Source organism: Halomicrobium zhouii, assembly GCF_900114435.1.
GTDB classification, from domain to species: Archaea; Halobacteriota; Halobacteria; order Halobacteriales; family Haloarculaceae; genus Halomicrobium; species Halomicrobium zhouii.
Window position 1 is genome coordinate 1,409,178 of record NZ_FOZK01000001.1, and the last position, 15,645, is coordinate 1,424,822.

The 15,645-nt window shown below is 66.6% G+C and carries 12 protein-coding genes; 1 reads left to right on the forward strand and 11 read right to left on the reverse strand.

The window, feature by feature from the left end:
• Positions 1 to 100: 100 nt before the first annotated feature.
• From acs (BM337_RS06515) to BM337_RS06560, 10 genes are all read right to left on the reverse strand, one after another.
• Complete coding sequence (acs, locus tag BM337_RS06515; RefSeq protein ID WP_089815068.1) at positions 101 to 2,113, reverse strand: acetate--CoA ligase; 2,013 nt, start codon at positions 2,111 to 2,113, stop codon at positions 101 to 103.
• Positions 2,114 to 2,306: 193 nt separating this feature from the next.
• A complete protein-coding gene (locus tag BM337_RS06520; protein WP_089815070.1) occupies positions 2,307 to 4,469 on the reverse strand; it encodes a bacterio-opsin activator domain-containing protein in 2,163 nt (720 codons plus the stop codon).
• A gap of 182 nt (positions 4,470 to 4,651) precedes the next feature.
• On the reverse strand, positions 4,652 to 6,577 hold the full coding sequence (acs, locus tag BM337_RS06525) for an acetate--CoA ligase (protein WP_089815072.1): 1,926 nt from the start codon (positions 6,575 to 6,577) through the stop codon (positions 4,652 to 4,654).
• Positions 6,578 to 6,685: 108 nt separating this feature from the next.
• Positions 6,686 to 7,366: a phosphate signaling complex protein PhoU gene (gene phoU, locus BM337_RS06530; RefSeq protein ID WP_089815074.1), complete on the reverse strand. Its 681-nt coding sequence runs from the start codon at positions 7,364 to 7,366 to the stop codon at positions 6,686 to 6,688.
• 58 nt (positions 7,367 to 7,424) lie between these two features.
• On the reverse strand, positions 7,425 to 8,105 hold the full coding sequence (locus tag BM337_RS06535) for an HAD family hydrolase (protein ID WP_177227222.1): 681 nt from the start codon (positions 8,103 to 8,105) through the stop codon (positions 7,425 to 7,427).
• Between the two features lie 162 nt (positions 8,106 to 8,267).
• Positions 8,268 to 8,675, reverse strand: coding sequence for a hypothetical protein (locus BM337_RS06540; RefSeq protein WP_177227225.1), 408 nt, complete (start codon positions 8,673 to 8,675; stop codon positions 8,268 to 8,270).
• A 200-nt stretch (positions 8,676 to 8,875) separates the two neighbouring features.
• Positions 8,876 to 9,733 (reverse strand): phosphate ABC transporter ATP-binding protein PstB, encoded by an 858-nt coding sequence (gene pstB, locus BM337_RS06545; RefSeq protein WP_089815077.1) that lies wholly within the window; start codon positions 9,731 to 9,733, stop codon positions 8,876 to 8,878.
• A 2-nt stretch (positions 9,734 to 9,735) separates the two neighbouring features.
• Positions 9,736 to 11,406, reverse strand: a complete 1,671-nt coding sequence (pstA, locus tag BM337_RS06550; RefSeq protein ID WP_089815080.1) for a phosphate ABC transporter permease PstA — start codon at positions 11,404 to 11,406, stop codon at positions 9,736 to 9,738.
• 1 nt (position 11,407) lies between these two features.
• Positions 11,408 to 12,379, reverse strand: coding sequence for a phosphate ABC transporter permease subunit PstC (pstC, locus tag BM337_RS06555; RefSeq protein WP_089815081.1), 972 nt, complete (start codon positions 12,377 to 12,379; stop codon positions 11,408 to 11,410).
• A gap of 90 nt (positions 12,380 to 12,469) precedes the next feature.
• Positions 12,470 to 13,504 carry a PstS family phosphate ABC transporter substrate-binding protein gene (locus BM337_RS06560; RefSeq protein WP_089815083.1) on the reverse strand — a complete coding sequence of 345 codons (1,035 nt, stop codon included), beginning with the start codon at positions 13,502 to 13,504 and terminating at the stop codon, positions 12,470 to 12,472.
• A gap of 326 nt (positions 13,505 to 13,830) precedes the next feature.
• On the opposite strand from BM337_RS06560, the gene BM337_RS06565 reads away from it, so the two are divergent.
• Positions 13,831 to 14,829, forward strand: coding sequence for a phosphate signaling complex PhoU family protein (locus BM337_RS06565; RefSeq protein WP_089815085.1), 999 nt, complete (start codon positions 13,831 to 13,833; stop codon positions 14,827 to 14,829).
• A gap of 36 nt (positions 14,830 to 14,865) precedes the next feature.
• Here the strand turns inward: BM337_RS06565 and BM337_RS06570 are convergent, their stop codons facing one another.
• Entirely contained in the window at positions 14,866 to 15,531 is a 666-nt protein-coding gene (locus BM337_RS06570) for an HD domain-containing protein (protein ID WP_089815087.1), read from the reverse strand.
• Positions 15,532 to 15,645 lie beyond the last annotated feature (114 nt).

The following is a 15,645-nucleotide window of genomic DNA, read 5'->3' on the forward strand; positions in this document are numbered from 1 at the left end:
TAATAGTTGGGTATAATTATTCCAAACACACACGAACGGGTCGCGAAAATACGCCGTACGGTGGCCGGTATCCCGGAATAAATGCCCTCGACGGGGCGGCTCAGTCGCCGCGCATCCGGTCGCGGATCTCTTCGGGGACGCTCGGATCCCGGAGCGTCGTCGTGTTGCCGAGTTCCTCGTCGTTGGAGATGTTCTCCAGCAGGCGGCGCATGATCTTGCCCGAGCGCGTCTTGGGCAGGTCGTCACAGAAGATGACGTTCGCCGGCCGGGCGAACTTCCCGATCTCGTCCTCGACGGCCTCGACGATGCGGCCCCGTACTGCGTCGCTCTCCTCGACGCCGTCGCGCACGACGACGTAGACGTCGGGTACTTCGCCCTTCTCGGCGTCCTCGCGCGCGGCGACGGCGGCCTCGGCGACGTCCTCGACCTCGGCGACGGCGGACTCGAGTTCCATCGTGCCGAGGCGGTGGCCCGCGACGTTCATCACGTCGTCGAGGCGGCCGAGCACGCGGAAGTAGTCGTCCTGGCCGTGGACGGCACCGTCGCCGGCCTTGTACACCCAGTCGTCGGGGTCGTCGGAGTCGGTGTCCGAGAAGTCCTGCCAGTACTCCTCGATGAACCGCTCGTCGTTGCCGTACACCGTCTGGAGCATGCCGGGCCAGGGGTCCTCGATGACGAGGTTGCCGGCCTGGCCGGACGCGGGTTCGATCGGTTCGCCGTCGTCGTCGTAGATGGCCGGACTGATGCCGGGCTGGGCCTTGCCAGCGCTACCGGGCTTCATGTCGTCGAGGGCCGGCAGGTTCGTGATGAGGTGGCCGCCCGTCTCGGTCTGCCACCAGGTGTCGACGATGACGGCGTCCTCGTCGCCGATGTACTTGTAGTACCAGAGCCACGCTTCGGGCTGGATCGGCTCCCCGACCGTCGTCATGTGCCGGAAGTCGAAGTCGTAGTCCTGGACGTGCTCCTCGCCCCACTTCATGAACATCCGCACCGCCGTCGGTGACGTGTGGAAGATGTCCACGTCGTAGCGCTCGGCGATCTCCCAGATGCGGCCCTTGTGCGGGTGGTCCGGGGTGTCCTCGTACATCACGCTCGTGGTCCCCAGCGACAGGGGCCCGTAGACGATGTAGCTGTGGCCCGTGATCCACCCGATGTCGGCCGCACACCAGTAGGTGTCCTCGGGCTTGATGTCCAGCACGTTCTTCGACGTCGCGGTGACGTAGGACATGTACCCGCCCGTGCGGTGCTGGCACCCCTTGGGCTGGCCCGTCGTCCCGGACGTGTACATGAGGAAGAGCGGATCCTCGGCGTCGCGGGAGACGGGTTCGACGCGTCGCCGCTCGTTGTTCTCCAGCAGTTCGTCGACCAGGACGTAGGGGTCGTCGCTGGTTATCTCGACGTCGTCGTCGAGTTCGTCGTGGCGCGTCCACAGCAGGACGGTGTCGGGATCGGACTCCGCGAGTTCCAGCGCCTCGTCGCACTTCTCCTTGTGGTTCAGGAACTCGCCGCGGCGGTAGTAGCCGTCGACGGTGACGACGACGTCCGACCCGGCGCTGTCGATGCGGTCCGCGAGCGCCTGCGCGGAGAAGCCGGCGAACACCTCGGAGTGGGGCGCGCCGATGCGCGCACACGAGAGCATCGTCACCGGCAGCGACGGCAACATCGGGAGGTGACAGGTGACGACGTCGTCCTCCTCGACGCCGACCTCTTTCAGTACCGCGGCCATCTCGTTGACCCGGTTGTACAGGTCCTGGTACGTGATGTGCTCGCGCTCTTCGGCGTCGGTCCCCTCCCAGATGAGGGCGGCCTGGTTCTTGCGCTCCTCGAGGTGCCGGTCGATGCAGTTGTAGGAGGCGTTCAGTTTCCCGCCCGTGAACCACTCGTAGAACGGCGGGTTGGAGTCGTCGAGCACCTCGTCCCAGTGTTCGTCCCACTCCAGGAGCTCGGCGTACTCCTCGAAACACTTCGGATAGTTCTCGTCGAAACGCTCGTGGATGGAGGGGTCGGTGACGTTGGCCTGCCCGACGAACTGCGTCGGCGGCCGGAAGTACTCTTGCTCGGTCAGCCGGGCCTCCAGTTCAGCCTCGGCATCCACGTCGGCGTCGTCACTCATGGCAGATCGCCTCCGCGCCCGCGTCAGATACGGCCACCCGGTCGGTCGCCCGATGATCACCCTCCACGTCTGCTGCGGCCCGTGTCGCGTAACCTGTTGGCATAGAACGTCCGGAACATGTCGAAGGACGCTCTTAAGATGATCGTCTAAATAGCAAAAAGATCGTGACAGTGCCGGTCCGGGCGCGCCGGGATCACCGTTCGGCCTCGTCGAAGAACGCCGTCAGTAGCTTCTGTTGAGCCTTCCGGAGGTGGTTGTGGAGCGTCGGCGAGGAGACGCCGATCGAGTCGGCCAGTTCCTCGGCCGTGCTACCCCGGGGCCACTCGAAGTAGGCGGCGTGGTACGCCGCGGTGAGCACAGACTGCTGTTTGTCCGTCAGGTCGTCCTCCAGCGAGCGGCGGAACCCGTCGGCCGTCTGGACGGAGCGTTCGACCTCCTGTTTCGACAGCAGTTCGGCCGTCCGATAGGACGATTCCAGACCGCTGAGGACGGCCCTGACGTCGGTCTTGGCCGTGAACTCCGCCTCGATGCGCTGGACGCCGCCTTCGATGACGAACTCGTTGACGTGGCCGCCCAGTTCGATGAGCGTCGTCGCCGGCTCCTCACCACCGATGCTGAACTCCAGGAGGTACCCCTCCCCGTAATCCCGGATCAGGCGGGCGTTCTCGACGTCCGCGACGTCGGCGGCGTAGGTGAGCGCCTCGTCGGGCGATGCGCCCGTCATCGTCACGAAGTACAGCAGCGACTGGCCCTCGCCCGGGACGAGCCCCTCGAGTTCGAAGGTGGCGTCGAACCGCCGGGAGGCGTCGATGAGGAAGGCGTCCTCGTCGCGGACCCGGAACTCCAGTTCGAGCACGCTGTCGGCCAGCAGGAGCTTCTTGCGCTCGATGTCCGTCACCGCCTGCCCGACCTGCCAGCCGAGGCCGGCCAGCACCTCTCGCTCGTCGCTCCCGAAGGTGTCCGACCCCTCGCTACCGAGCACCAGCAACCCGTGGGTCGTCTCGCCGTACGTGAGCGGGACGAACGCGACGCTGGCGACAGTGTCCCTGAGCCCGTCGAGCCGGCCGTTCCCGTCATCGGGCACGTCGGTGCGCACCACGACCTGGTCCGTGGCGATGGCGGTCTGTCCCGGTGGGTCGTCGAGACCCGCCGTCGCGGAGACGAGCGCCCTCGCCGCGTCGTCGTCCACGCCGGCCCAGGTGCGCGGCTCGACGTGGCGGTCCCCGCTCGCGCCGGTGACGATGGCGAAACGGTAGGCGTCGTTCGCGGCCAGGCGCTCGCAGACGCGGCGTTCGGCCTCGCCCCTGTCCGCGGCCGAGGGGAGCACCTCGTTGACCGACCGGAGGCTGGCGATGGCGTCCGCCAGGCGGCCGTTCGGGCGCTCCGTAGTTGCCTCCTCGCTGGCGCCAGCGGCGCTGCCGTCGGGGCGGGCGAACACCGCGACCGTCCCGACTGGAGCGCCGCGGTCGTCCACGACTGTGGTCGCGGACCGGAAGGCGCGAACCTCCCCGCCGTCGGCCCGGCCGAGACGGACCCAGGAGTCGCCGTCTTCGTCCTCGTGTGCGCGTGCTCGCGCGTCGTCCTCTGAGGCGTACGTGACGGCCGCGTCTCGCCCGACCAGGTCGTCGAGCGTACGGCCGGTGAGCGCCGCGAAGCCGTCGTTGGCGTACTCTATCCTGCCGTCGGGGTCCGTGACGAGGACGCCCGACCCGGCCTGGTCGACGGCGCGTTCGACGTCACAGCCCCCCAGGCCGCCGGGGCCGTCCGCGAGGCTGGTTCCCTCCAGCGCGCCGAGGATCGCGCCCGCGTCGACGGATTCGGTGTCCGGGAGGAGCCCGTCCAGGTGGTCCCAGCCGCCGACAGCCATCACCACGCGCGGGTCGACGCCCTCCCCGTGGAGGAGACGGCGGCCGTAGTACCGGCGCAGGTCGCGCGAGGAGACGTCACCGAGCCGGGCGTCGCCGGTGGCCTCGGCAGCCCGGTCCGACACCTCGGAGACGATCATCTGGACGCGCCGCGGCGTCAGGTCGAAGACGGGCTCGTCGTCGCCGACGCCGTGCTCGTTGACGTACCGGTCCACCGCCGAGCGCACGTCGACGGGGACGTACGCGGTCCGGTCGCCACCGTCCCCGTCGGACAGCGCGAGGAGGTGGTGCCGGGCGTTCCGCGTGGTCCGCTGGGAGAACGACGCCGGCGTGACGCGACTGATCTCGGCCGGCCGGAGCCCGGCCTCCCCGCAGAGGCGGACGAACAGGGACTCGCGATACGTCTCTGCACACCGCCGGATGGCGCGGTAGTCCTCCTCCCGCAACGTAACGCCGTCGTGGGTGGCGGCGTCGGTTCGGGCGGCTCCCATGAGTGTGTTTCGCACAAACACGATACAGCGAAATAAGTCATTCGGAGCGTTCGGCCGTCGAGCGTGGCTACGAGCGTGATATCTGTGAGATTCGGGATTGAAGACGCTCACCCGTTTCGCTCGAGTGCAATTCCGCGAAACACTCGTGGGCGACAGGACGGCCGGTCGAGGCGGACCCGCGCTCACTCGCCGTCGAGGGCAGATTCGATCTCGCCGACGATCTCCGGGTTCCGCAGGGCGCTGGTGTCACCGAGCTCCTGCCCGCTGGCGATGTCCTTCAGGAGCCGCCGGAGGAGCTTCCCCGAGCGGGTCTTCGGGAGTTCGGGCGTGAACACGACGACGCCCGGCGTGGCGAAGGAGCCGATGGTCCGCTCGACGTTCGCGGTGATCCGCTCGCGCAGCCCATCGACGCCCTTGTGGCCCTCGTCGGTGCTGACGAAGGCGTGGACGGTGCTCCCCCCGCCCGGGGTCTGGACGTCGACGATGGCCGCCTCGGCAACCCCCTCGACGTCGGCGATGGCGCTCTCGAGTTCCATCGTCCCGAGGCGGTGGCCCTGGACGGTGACCGTGTCGTCGATGCGGCCCAGGACCGTCACGTAGCCGTCGTCGTCGATGCGCGCCGCGTCTTCGGTGACGTACCGCCAGTCCTCGTCGTCGGGTTCGCCGTCGGCCGGGAGGTCGAGCGGCATCCCCGGCCAGGGCTTCGTGACGGTGAGGTAGCCGCCGGTCTCCGGCGCGACGGACTCGCCGGTCTCGTCGACGACCGTGGCGTCGATGCCCGGAAGCGGCGGGCCGGCGCTGCCGGGTTTCATCTCGTCGACGCCGGGTACCGTCGAGACCAGGATCGACCCCGTCTCGGTCTGCCACCAGGTGTCGACGATGGGACACTCCCCGTTCCCGACGTGCTCGTAGTACCACCACCAGGCGTCGGCGTTGATCGGTTCGCCGACGGTGCCGAGCAGGCGCAGCGAGGACAGGTCGTGGGCGTCGGGGTGGTCGGCCCCCCACTTGATGAACGCCCGGATGGCCGTCGGTGCGGTGTAGAAGACGTCGACGGCGTTGCGCTCGATCAGTTCCCAGACGCGGTCCTTCTCGGGGTGGTCGGGAACGCCCTCGTACAGCATGGTGGTCGTCCCGAGCGCGAGCGGTCCGTAGACGAGGTAGGTGTGGCCCGTGATCCAGCCGATGTCGGCCGAACACCAGTAGGTGTCGTCGGGCTTCAGGTCGAGGACGGCGTGGCTGGTCCAGGCCGCGTGTGCCAGGTAACCGCCCGTGGTGTGTCTGATCCCGGATGGCTGGCCCGTCGTCCCGGAGGTGTAGATGACGAACAGTTCGTCGTCGGCCTCGCGCGTGACGGGTTCGACCTCCGCGCCGTGGTGGTCGGCGACGAGTTCGTCGTAATCGTGGTAGCCGTCGCCGAGGTGGACCTCCTCGTCGCCGAGGCGGTCGACGACGACGATGTCGCTGACCTCCTGGGACGCCATGATGCGGGCGTTGTCGGCCTTGTTCTTCTGGTGGACGGCGTTGCCCCGCCGGTAGTAGCCGTCGCAGGTGACCAGCAGTTCGGAGCCGGCCCGGTCCATCCGCTCGGCCAGCGCCTGGGCGGAGAAGCCTGCGAACACGACGTTGTGCGGCGCGCCGATGCGTGCACAGGCTAGCATCGCGACCGGAAGCTCGGGGATGGCGGGCATGTACAGCGTGACGACGTCGTCCGCTTCGATCCCGAGCGACCGGAGCGCCGCGGCGAACTCGTTGACCTCGTGGTAGAGGTCGAGGTAGGTGTACGTCCGCGTCTCGCCGCGCTTGCCGACCCACTTGATCGCCGCCTGGTTCTTGCGCTCCGCGAGGTGTCTGTCGACGCAGTTGTACGCGGCGTTGAGCCGCCCGTCGGGGAACCAGCTGACCCGATCGCCCGTCCGGTCGATGACCTCGTCGGTGGGCGTCTCCCACTCGAGCAGGTCGGCGGCGCGACGCCAGCACTCGGGCCAGGACGCGTCGAACGCGGCGACGTCCGACTCGTCGACGTTGGCCTGCTCGACGAAGGGCTCGGGCGGTTCCACCGCGGTCCGGCTGGTGAATCCCGTCTCCACGACCGGGTCGTCGTCCATCTATTACCACGTACTCGCCCCACGCCCTAATAAAATGGGCCCCGAATCGGCGTGCGAACGCGACGCCGGCTGGAGGGAGGACGTGACGTCAGATCGCTGCGACGGTCGTCAGTAGATGAGGTCCGCGTCGTTCTCGACCATGTAGAGGGTCCGGGCGGCGATGTTGACGGCGTGGTCGCCGACCCGTTCGAGGTCGCGGATCGTCAGGAGCAATCTGGAGACGTCGCCCATCAGCCGCTCGACCTCCTCCTCGGTGGCCTCGTCGGTGACCTCCCGCTCGATGAGGTCCCGGACGACGGCCTCGGAGGCCCGCTCGCAGAGCGCGTCGACCTCGTCGTCGGTCTCGGAGATCTCGTAACAGGTGTCGGCGTCCTGGTTCGCGTACCCGTCCATCGCGGCCTCGACCATCTCGATGGTGACGTCGGCGACGGTCTGGATGTCCACTTCCGGGAAGACGTCCTCTTCGGCCTCCAGCGAGTAGTCGCCGAGGTTGGTCGCCAGGTCGGCGATGCGTTCGAGGTCGGTGATGATCTTGAACGACGCCGCGATGAAGCGCAGGTCGCTCGCGACGGGTTGCTGGAGGGCCAGGAGGTCGATGCAGTCCTGTTCGAGTTCGAGGTACATCTGGTTGACCTCGTGGTCGCCCTCGATGACCTCCTGGGCGAGCTCTTCGTCTTTCTGTTCGAGGGCGTCCAGCCCCAGTCGGAGCCGTTCGAGGACGACTTCCGACATGTAGAGGACGTCCTCGCGGAGGTCGTCCAGTTTGTCCTGGTACGATTCGCGTGGCATACCTGAAATGCGACTGACGGCCGTATCAGCCTTTCCCTGGCCCCAAGTTTCCCCTCTATTATTCCTCCACCATGCGGGCGCTCGCCACCGCGTCGACGAGGCCCCGCAGGTCGGCGAACTCGTAGGTCGGGTCGGCGGCCAGCGTCAGGTCCCGGCGGTGCTCGCGCCGGAGGAACGCCGAATCGATCCCCGCGCGCTCGGCGGCGACGACGTCCTTCTCGCTGTCGCCGACGTACAGCGCGTCGGTCGTGCCGAGTTCGTCGAGCGCCCGCTCGACGTAGTGGGGATCCGGCTTCTTCCGTTCGGCCCCTTCGACCGTCGGGTCCCGGCCGTAATAGGTCTCGAAGTGCTCGCGGAGTCCGTGGTGCTCGACGATGAACTCGATGGTCTCGTGCTGGTTGTTGCTGACGATGGCGAGCGCGTGGTCCAGTTCGAACAGCGCCTCGACGTCCTCGTAGAGGGCCTTCGTCCCCGACCGGATCTCCTCGCGCTGGATCTCGACGGCGGCGGCCTCCCGGCGCGCCCACCACTCTCCCGGGTCGAGTCCGTGGGTCTCCCGAACGTCGTCGAACGGCAGGTCGTCCTCCTCGACGGCCCGCCGAACGAGGGCCTCCTCGGCGACGACGTCGAAGTGCTCGAAGCTCCGGTGGACCGCGTCGTACAGCCGCTCGCGGTCGGTCGGCTCGATCAGTACCCCGTCGTTGTCGAATACGATGGCGTCGTAGTCAGTCGAAATCATGGAATTCGATTCGAATGCGACTCTCGTTACCGTCGAACCCATCGTTCTCGACGCTCAAACCTTCTCCGGAGTTGCGAACTGGTTTCTCTCCCGTGGTGAAACCGTTTCGAGAACGGTATTGCAACCGCGTCCGTGTCGTTCCGGCCGATACGGCAGGGTGGGCTACTGCTCCGCCAGCCACTCGACTGCCTTCGATTGCGAACCGAACGTGCGGTACTCGTAGTCAGGATCGATCGCGTTCAGCTTCTCTTCGATCCGTTCCATATCGCCCTTGGAGATGACTGAATCGGCGTAGACGCCGGCTCCAGCCCGGACTCCCTGGTCGATCAGGTTCGGGACCCACGTCTTTCCGAGCCACTGCTTGTCCTCGTCGTTGTGTGCGGCGATCTCTTCGGTGTTGACGAGGTAGCGGTCGGCGTTCTCTTCCTCGACGATTTCGGCCCATCTTCGGGCGACCGCTCGAAGTTCCTCTCCCGACACGTACTTGTTGTACGTGAAGATGGGAATCCCGTGCGTGCCGTCGATCTCCGCCGTGTAATCGTCCGTTTGCTCGACTGTTTCGGTCGACATACGTCTGGCTATCTCTAGACCGATCCATTATACGTTCTGGACGAACAATCAAATTTGATACCACGGGTGTCTAATTATTTGTGATGGATTCGACGATCCGCTTCGTAACTGGCGGTTCGGGGCACGATAGCGAAAATCAGACAATCCGGTAGCGGATTTCCAAACGCAGCCGGTCCCTTCGGAACCCTCCTCCTTCGTCGTTAGCCGAACTTGCCGGTGATGTAGTCCTCGACGCGGTCGTTTTCGGGGTTCTCGAAGATCTCGTTCGTGTTCCCGAACTCGACGAGTTCGCCGCCGGTGAGGAAGACGGCCGTCTTGTCCGAGATGCGCGCGGCCTGCTGCATGTTGTGGGTGACGATGACGACGGTGAACTCCTCGGCCAGTTCCTCGATGAGGTCCTCGATCTGTGAGGTGGCGATGGGGTCCAGTGCGCTCGCGGGTTCGTCCATCAGGATGACCTCTGGGTCGACGGCGATGGCGCGGGCGATGCAGAGTCGCTGCTGTTGCCCGCCCGAGAGGTCGAGGGCGGACTCGTCGAGGCGGTCTTTCACCTCGTCCCACAGCGCCGCCCGCTTCAGGGCCTGTTCGACCTTCTGGTCCAGGTTCTCGGTCTTGTCCTGGATCCGCAGTCCGTAGGCGACGTTGTCGTAGATGCTCTTGGGGAAGGGGTTGGGGTGCTGGAACACCATGCCGATGCGGCGGCGGAGCGCGACCGGGTCGACGTCGCCATCGTAGACGTTCTTCCCCTCGAACAGCAACTCGCCGTCGACGCGGGCGATGTCGATGAGGTCGTTCATGCGGTTGATACACCGCAGGAACGTCGACTTGCCACAGCCGGAGGGGCCGATCATCGCCGTGACCTGGCGCGCGGGAATCGCCAGATCGATCGACTGGAGCGCCTGCGTGTCGCCATAGAAGACGTCCAGGTCCTTCGATTCGATGACGGTGCGGGCCTGGCCCCCGTCCGGGGCGTCGTCGGCGGCGTCGCCGGTGGACACGTCGGTCGAAATCAGTTTCTCGCTGTCCGTCTCGGGGTCTTGGGTCACGTCCTTGGACATGGTTAGGTACTCCGTTCGTAGCGGTTGCGCACGAAAATCGCGACCGAGTTCATGGCGAGCAACACCGCCAGCAGCGTGATGACGCCGGCGGGGACGACGCCGTGGCGGAAGCCCGGGTCCGGGTAGAACGCCCAGCTGTAGATCTGCATGGGCATCGCCGTCACGCGGCTGAAGATCCCGTCGGGCGCCCAGGTGACGAAACTCGCGATGCCGATCAGGATCAGCGGCGCCGTCTCGCCGATGGCCCGGCCGAGTGCCAGTATCGTCCCCGTCAGGATCCCTGGCAGGGCTTCCGGCAGGACGACCGTCTTGATCACCTGCCACCGCGTCGCCCCCATGCCGTAGGACGCCTGCCGCATGTCGTCCGGCACCGACCGGAGCGCCTCCTGGGCGGAGATGATGACGATGGGGAGGATGAGCAGCGACAGCGTCAGCGCGGCGACGATGACCGTCCCGGCCCCCATCCCTATCAACCGCAGGAACAGGGCCAGCCCGAGGAGCCCGTAGACGACCGACGGGACGCCGGCGAGGTTCGAGATGTTCACCTGGATGAAGCGGGTCAGCTTCCCCACCGGCCCGCTCGACGCGGCGTACTCCTCGAGGAAGACCGCCGCGCCGACACCGAAGACGACGGTGAACAGCGCGACGAGCACGATGATGAACACCGACCCGATTATCGCGGGGTAGAGGCCCGCGTCCGCCGGCGTCGCGGAGGCCGGGCTCGTCAGGAGCTGCCAGTCGAACCAGGGCTCCGGTTGGGCCACCCCGAGGACGTCGACGACGAGCCGGCCGGCGAACAGGCCGGCGAGGACGACGAGCGGGAAGGCGAGTCCGAGCCGGCGGTCCGAATCCCCGGCGTTGAGGGCGACGTAGGCGCCGAGCGGGGTGAGGAATCCGACGACGACCAAGAGCCAGGACCCACGCGAGACGGCCGGGAGTCCGTCGACGACGGGGACGGCGGCGAACGCGACCAGGACGAGGGCGGCGGCGAGCGAGTGGCCCCGGCGGTCGGTCGTCCGCGACGCGACGTACCTGTCCGCCAGGACGACGGCGGGCACCAGAACGGTGAGGAAGTAGACCCCCGGCGTCCCCAGCAGGGTCGCGGTCTGGAGGAGGAGTTCTTCGGGCATCGTGAGGACGTCGAACGGACTCGCGAGTTGCTGGCCGATCACCAGCAGCAGGTCGTCGAGGGCCGTCAGGAACGCACCGACGAACAGCCACGCGCCGGCAGTCGTCCCGGCCCAGGCAGCGGTGTCGTCGACGTACCGGGCGTAGCCCAGCAGCGCGAGCGTCGGGCCGAGGATGAACAGCGAGTGGGCGAACCAGACGTCGGAGCCCACGATGATCGAGAGCACGACGACGAGCGCCAGCGCGACGAGCGTCCCGCCGAGTATCACCGACAGGACGCCACTTATCGTCGAACGCGCCGCCGGTCGGCCGCTGACGTACCAGAGGAACCCGGCCGTGGGGGCCACCAGCGTGAGCAGGAAGACGACGTACCAGGCGGGGGCCGCCGCGTCGAGGCCGAAGGCGTCGTAGCTGACGTAGGCGAGCAGGATGGCCAGCGAGACGATGCCGAGCAGCGAGGCGGCCAGCGTGAGGTACTCGAAGACGACGCCCTTGACCCGGCTGACCTGTCCGAACCCGTCGTCGGTCGCGGTGTCGGTGGCCATCTCAGTACTCCTCCCTGTAGCGCTGTGCGACGAGGTCGCTGATGAGGTTCATGATCAGGGTGATGGCGAACAGCGTCAGTCCGATGGCGAAGAGGCTGCGGTAGGCGAGCGACTGGGTGGCGACGTCGCCCACCGCCAGGTTGACGATGGCGACGGTCATCGTCATCCCGGGTTCGAGGAACTGGTCGAACAGCTCCGTCGGGGAGACGAAGGGGAGACCGCCGATGGAACTGGTCTCCGGCAGGTTCGCCTTCGCCCCCACGATGATGACGACGGCCATCGTCTCGCCGATGGCCCGCGAGATGGCGAGGATGAACGAGGAGACGATGCCCGAGACGGCGGAGGGAACCACGACGGACGTGGACACCTCGAACTTCGTGGCACCGAGGCCGTACCCCGCGTTGCGCAGCGAGTCCGGCACGGAACTCATCGCGTCCTCGCTGATGGAGGAGACCATGGGGATGATCATGATGCCGACGATGATCGACCCCGAGAGGATGTTGAACGTCGAGATGGAGGGGAAGATGACGGAGAGGGCGGGGGTCAGGTAGACGAGACCGAGGAAGCCGTAGACGACCGTCGGGATGCCGGCCAGCACTTCCAGCGCGGGTTTGAGTATCGACCGCACGCGCGGGCTGGCGTACTCGGAGAGGTAGATAGCGGTCAGGAGGCCGACCGGGAGCGCGAGCGCGGCGGCGCCGATGGTCACCATCACCGTCCCGAACACGAGCGGGAGCACGCCGAACTCGACCGGCCGGATGGTCGGGCTCCAGCGGGTTCCCGTGAGGAAGTCGAGGAGCGGCACCTCGGCGAAGAAGCTCACCGCCTCGGTCAGGAGCGCGAGGACGATCGCGATCGTGGTCAGGACCGACAGGAGTGCACAGACGAAAAACAGCGCGTGATAGAGGCGTTCACGGACGGTCTGGAATCCCCGGCCGCCCGACAGGTCCGGCGTCTGTGCCTCGTCACTCATCTTGCTGGCTCTTTCACGCACTGTTTGAAAAATGGCTCGGGTTCGTTACGTTCCGGGTACATAGTGTGGGCGAAACCGTGCTGGACCGGGCTACTCGCTCGATTCGATGAACTCGTTGAGCTGGTCGAGTTGCGTCTGCATCTCCTCCTCGCTGTTCGGGACGTAGCCGACGGTCTCTGCGATGAGTTCCTGGTTGGCGCTCTGCTCGACGAAGTATCGTGCGAACTCTGCGACGTGTTCCTCCTGGAGGGCCGACTTCGAGGGATAGGTGAACAGCGGACGCGCCAGCGGCGCGTACTCCCCGCTCTTGGCGGTCTCCAGCGACGGTTCGACGCAGCCGTCGCCGCTGTCGATGGACAGCGCCTTGACCTGGTCGGGGTTGCTGTAGTAGTACGAGAAGCCGAAGTAGCCGATGGCGTACTCGCTCCCGGTGACGCCCTGGACGATGACGTTGTCCTTCTCCGTCGGCTGGTAGTCGCTCGTGTGCGAGCCCGCTTCCCCCATGATCACCTCGCTGAAGTAATCGAAGGTGCCCGAGGTGTCGGCGGGACCATAGCGTTCGATGTTCTCGTCGGGCCAGTCGGAGTTGACGTCGCTCCACGTGGTCGCGGCGTCGGGCCCCCAGATCTGTTCGAGTTGGTCCGGCGTTATGCAGTCGACCCAGTCGTTCTCGTTGTTCACGATGACGGTGAGCGCGTCCGTCGCGACCTTGACCTCGTGCCACTCGACGCCGTTTTCCTCGCAGAGTTCCGTTTCGGACTCCTTGATCGGCCGCGAAGCGTTGTTGAACTGGGTGTCGCCGGTACAGAAGAAATTGCTGAAGCCGCCGCCCGAACCCGTGGACTGGACGCTGATCTGGACGTCGCCGTGTTGCTCCATGAAGTCCTCCGCGACCGCCTCGGCCACCGGATAGACGGTGCTGGACCCGGAGATGGAGATGTTCCCGGAGAGCTCGTCGCTCCCCGACCCGCCGCCCGTCGAACCGCCGCTACCGCCACCGCCGTTTGCGTTCTCCCCGCCGGAGTCGGCTTGCTCGGTACAGCCGGCGATGGCCACGGCGCCCGCGGCACCGGCACCGGCGATGAACGAACGGCGCGACAGCGCGTCTGAATCGTCCTGTGTCATCGTCCGATCCGTACTTTCGGGTAAGTAAATACCCTACTATGACTTCTATGAAGAGATACGAAGACTATATAGATCAACGTTTGTGACTGGTAATCACCGTTCGGTACGAATCCGTCCATTCTGGCTGATACCGCCACAACAGGTCGGAAGGAGGGCTGTGGTCGGCTTAGGCGTACGGATCAAATGTTCGAGTAACGTCCCGGGACTTCGTACCACTTCCGGCCGTTTCTCGCCCGAACGGGGTCGTCGTACCGGGGGATACCGAGAGTGGCTTTGTGTATATAGATTCAGGTGGATTTATGGTCTCCTGTGCGTCACACTCCGACATGGAGACCCGCAAGGTCCAGGTGACGGGTGGTTCGACGTACACCGTCTCACTCCCGAAGGAGTGGGCGACGGAGAACGACGTCAGTGCCGGGAGCATCGTGGAGTTCCACGACGAGGCGGACCTCCTCCTGCTCTCGCCGCAGCGGGACGACGACCACGTGGAGGGGACCCTCGACATCTCGGGGCTGGACGAGGAACACGAACTGACCAGGGCCGTGATGACGATGTACGTCAGCGGCTTCGACGTCATCAGGCTCGAAACCACGCGGATCACGCCGACCCAGCGCCGCGTCATCCGCGACGCGACCCAGGGGCTCGTCGGCCTGGAGGTCATCGAGGAGACTGCCGACCACGTCGTCCTCCAGGACCTGCTCGACTCCTCCGAGCTGTCGGTCCACAACGCCATCACGCGCATGCGCCTGGTCGCGCTGACGATGCTCGACGACGCCGTCGAGGCCCTCATCGAGGACGACGACGAACTCGCCAACGACGTCATCCAGCGCGACGACGACGTCGACCGCCTCTGGTACATGGTCTCGCGCGTGTTCCGGACGGTCCTCCGGAACCCCACCGCCGCCAACGAGATCGGCTTCCCCCGCGAGACCGTCTTCGACTACCAGTCCAGCGCCCGCCAGCTCGAACGCATCGCCGACCACGCGACCAAGATCGCGAACCTCGCGCTCGAACTCGACGAGATCACCGGCGAGACGGCCAGTCTCCTCCGGGAACTCCGCGAAGAAGCAGTGTACGTCCCCGAGACGGCGATGGACGCGCTCCTGGCCGAGGACTCGGACGAGGCCGTCGAACTGGCCAACGAGGCCCGCCGGAGTATTCGCGACCTCGACGACACCGCCCGCGAGGTGGACAAGGAGGTCCGCGAGTCCGACCCCCAGAGCGCGCAGGTGCTCGGCCTCGTCGTCGACTCGCTGTCCCGGACCGCCGACTACGGCGGTAACATCGCCGAGAGCGCGCTGCAGCAGGCCGCACCGAGTCCCTGAGCCGCTGCGGAGCGGGTCCGGTCGCGAGAGGACTCGTTATCGATCTGCACCCGCGCCGATTTCGCGTTCGAACCTGTCGAAGAAGTCGTCCATAAATCGGCGTCGCTCCTCGCCGAGCCGTCGCCCGGGTTCCGTGTACAGCGCTGCTACCCGCTCCGTGGCCCACTTGCGGAGGATCGACACGTCCGGCCGGTCCGTCGTCTCCACTTCGTGAATCGACGCGTCGTCGATCGCGGCGTACGCTTCCCCCGTTCTCCCCGACCGCTCGCCGACGATACACGCCAACCTGACGATTCCGGTCGCCCCGCTGGCGTCCAGCTTGTCCGCGTCGAACAGCAACTCGGCCTCGGGCGTCGCCGGCTCCGGCGAACTGGCGCGGATGCTGTGCGAGCGAAGGCAGTGCTGGATGGCCTCGATCTGGTCGGTCGCCACTCCCTCGGCTTCGAGCTGGGCTGCCGCTTCGACGGCGGCCCACTCGCCGTGGTCGTCGATCTCTCCGGTTCGCTCGCGCGGCCGGCCGATATCGTGGAACCAGGCCGCCGCCGAGAGGACGTCTCGGTCGACGGTCCGCTGGCACTCCTCGGCCAGTCGTAACCCCAGGTCGCGCACCCGCTTCGCGTGGAACTGGTCGTGTGCCGGGAGGGCGTCTTCGTAGTACGGCAGCGAGAGCGTCCGGGCCAGGGGACCAAGCGCTTCGGTCATGAGGGCCCGGAACTGCCAGTCCGGAACTCAAAGTGGTTGTGGAACTGTCGCTCGGCCGACCGGACCGGCGGACCGAATATCGACCACGCCGCGGCGCAGCTTTCGCTCGCGAAT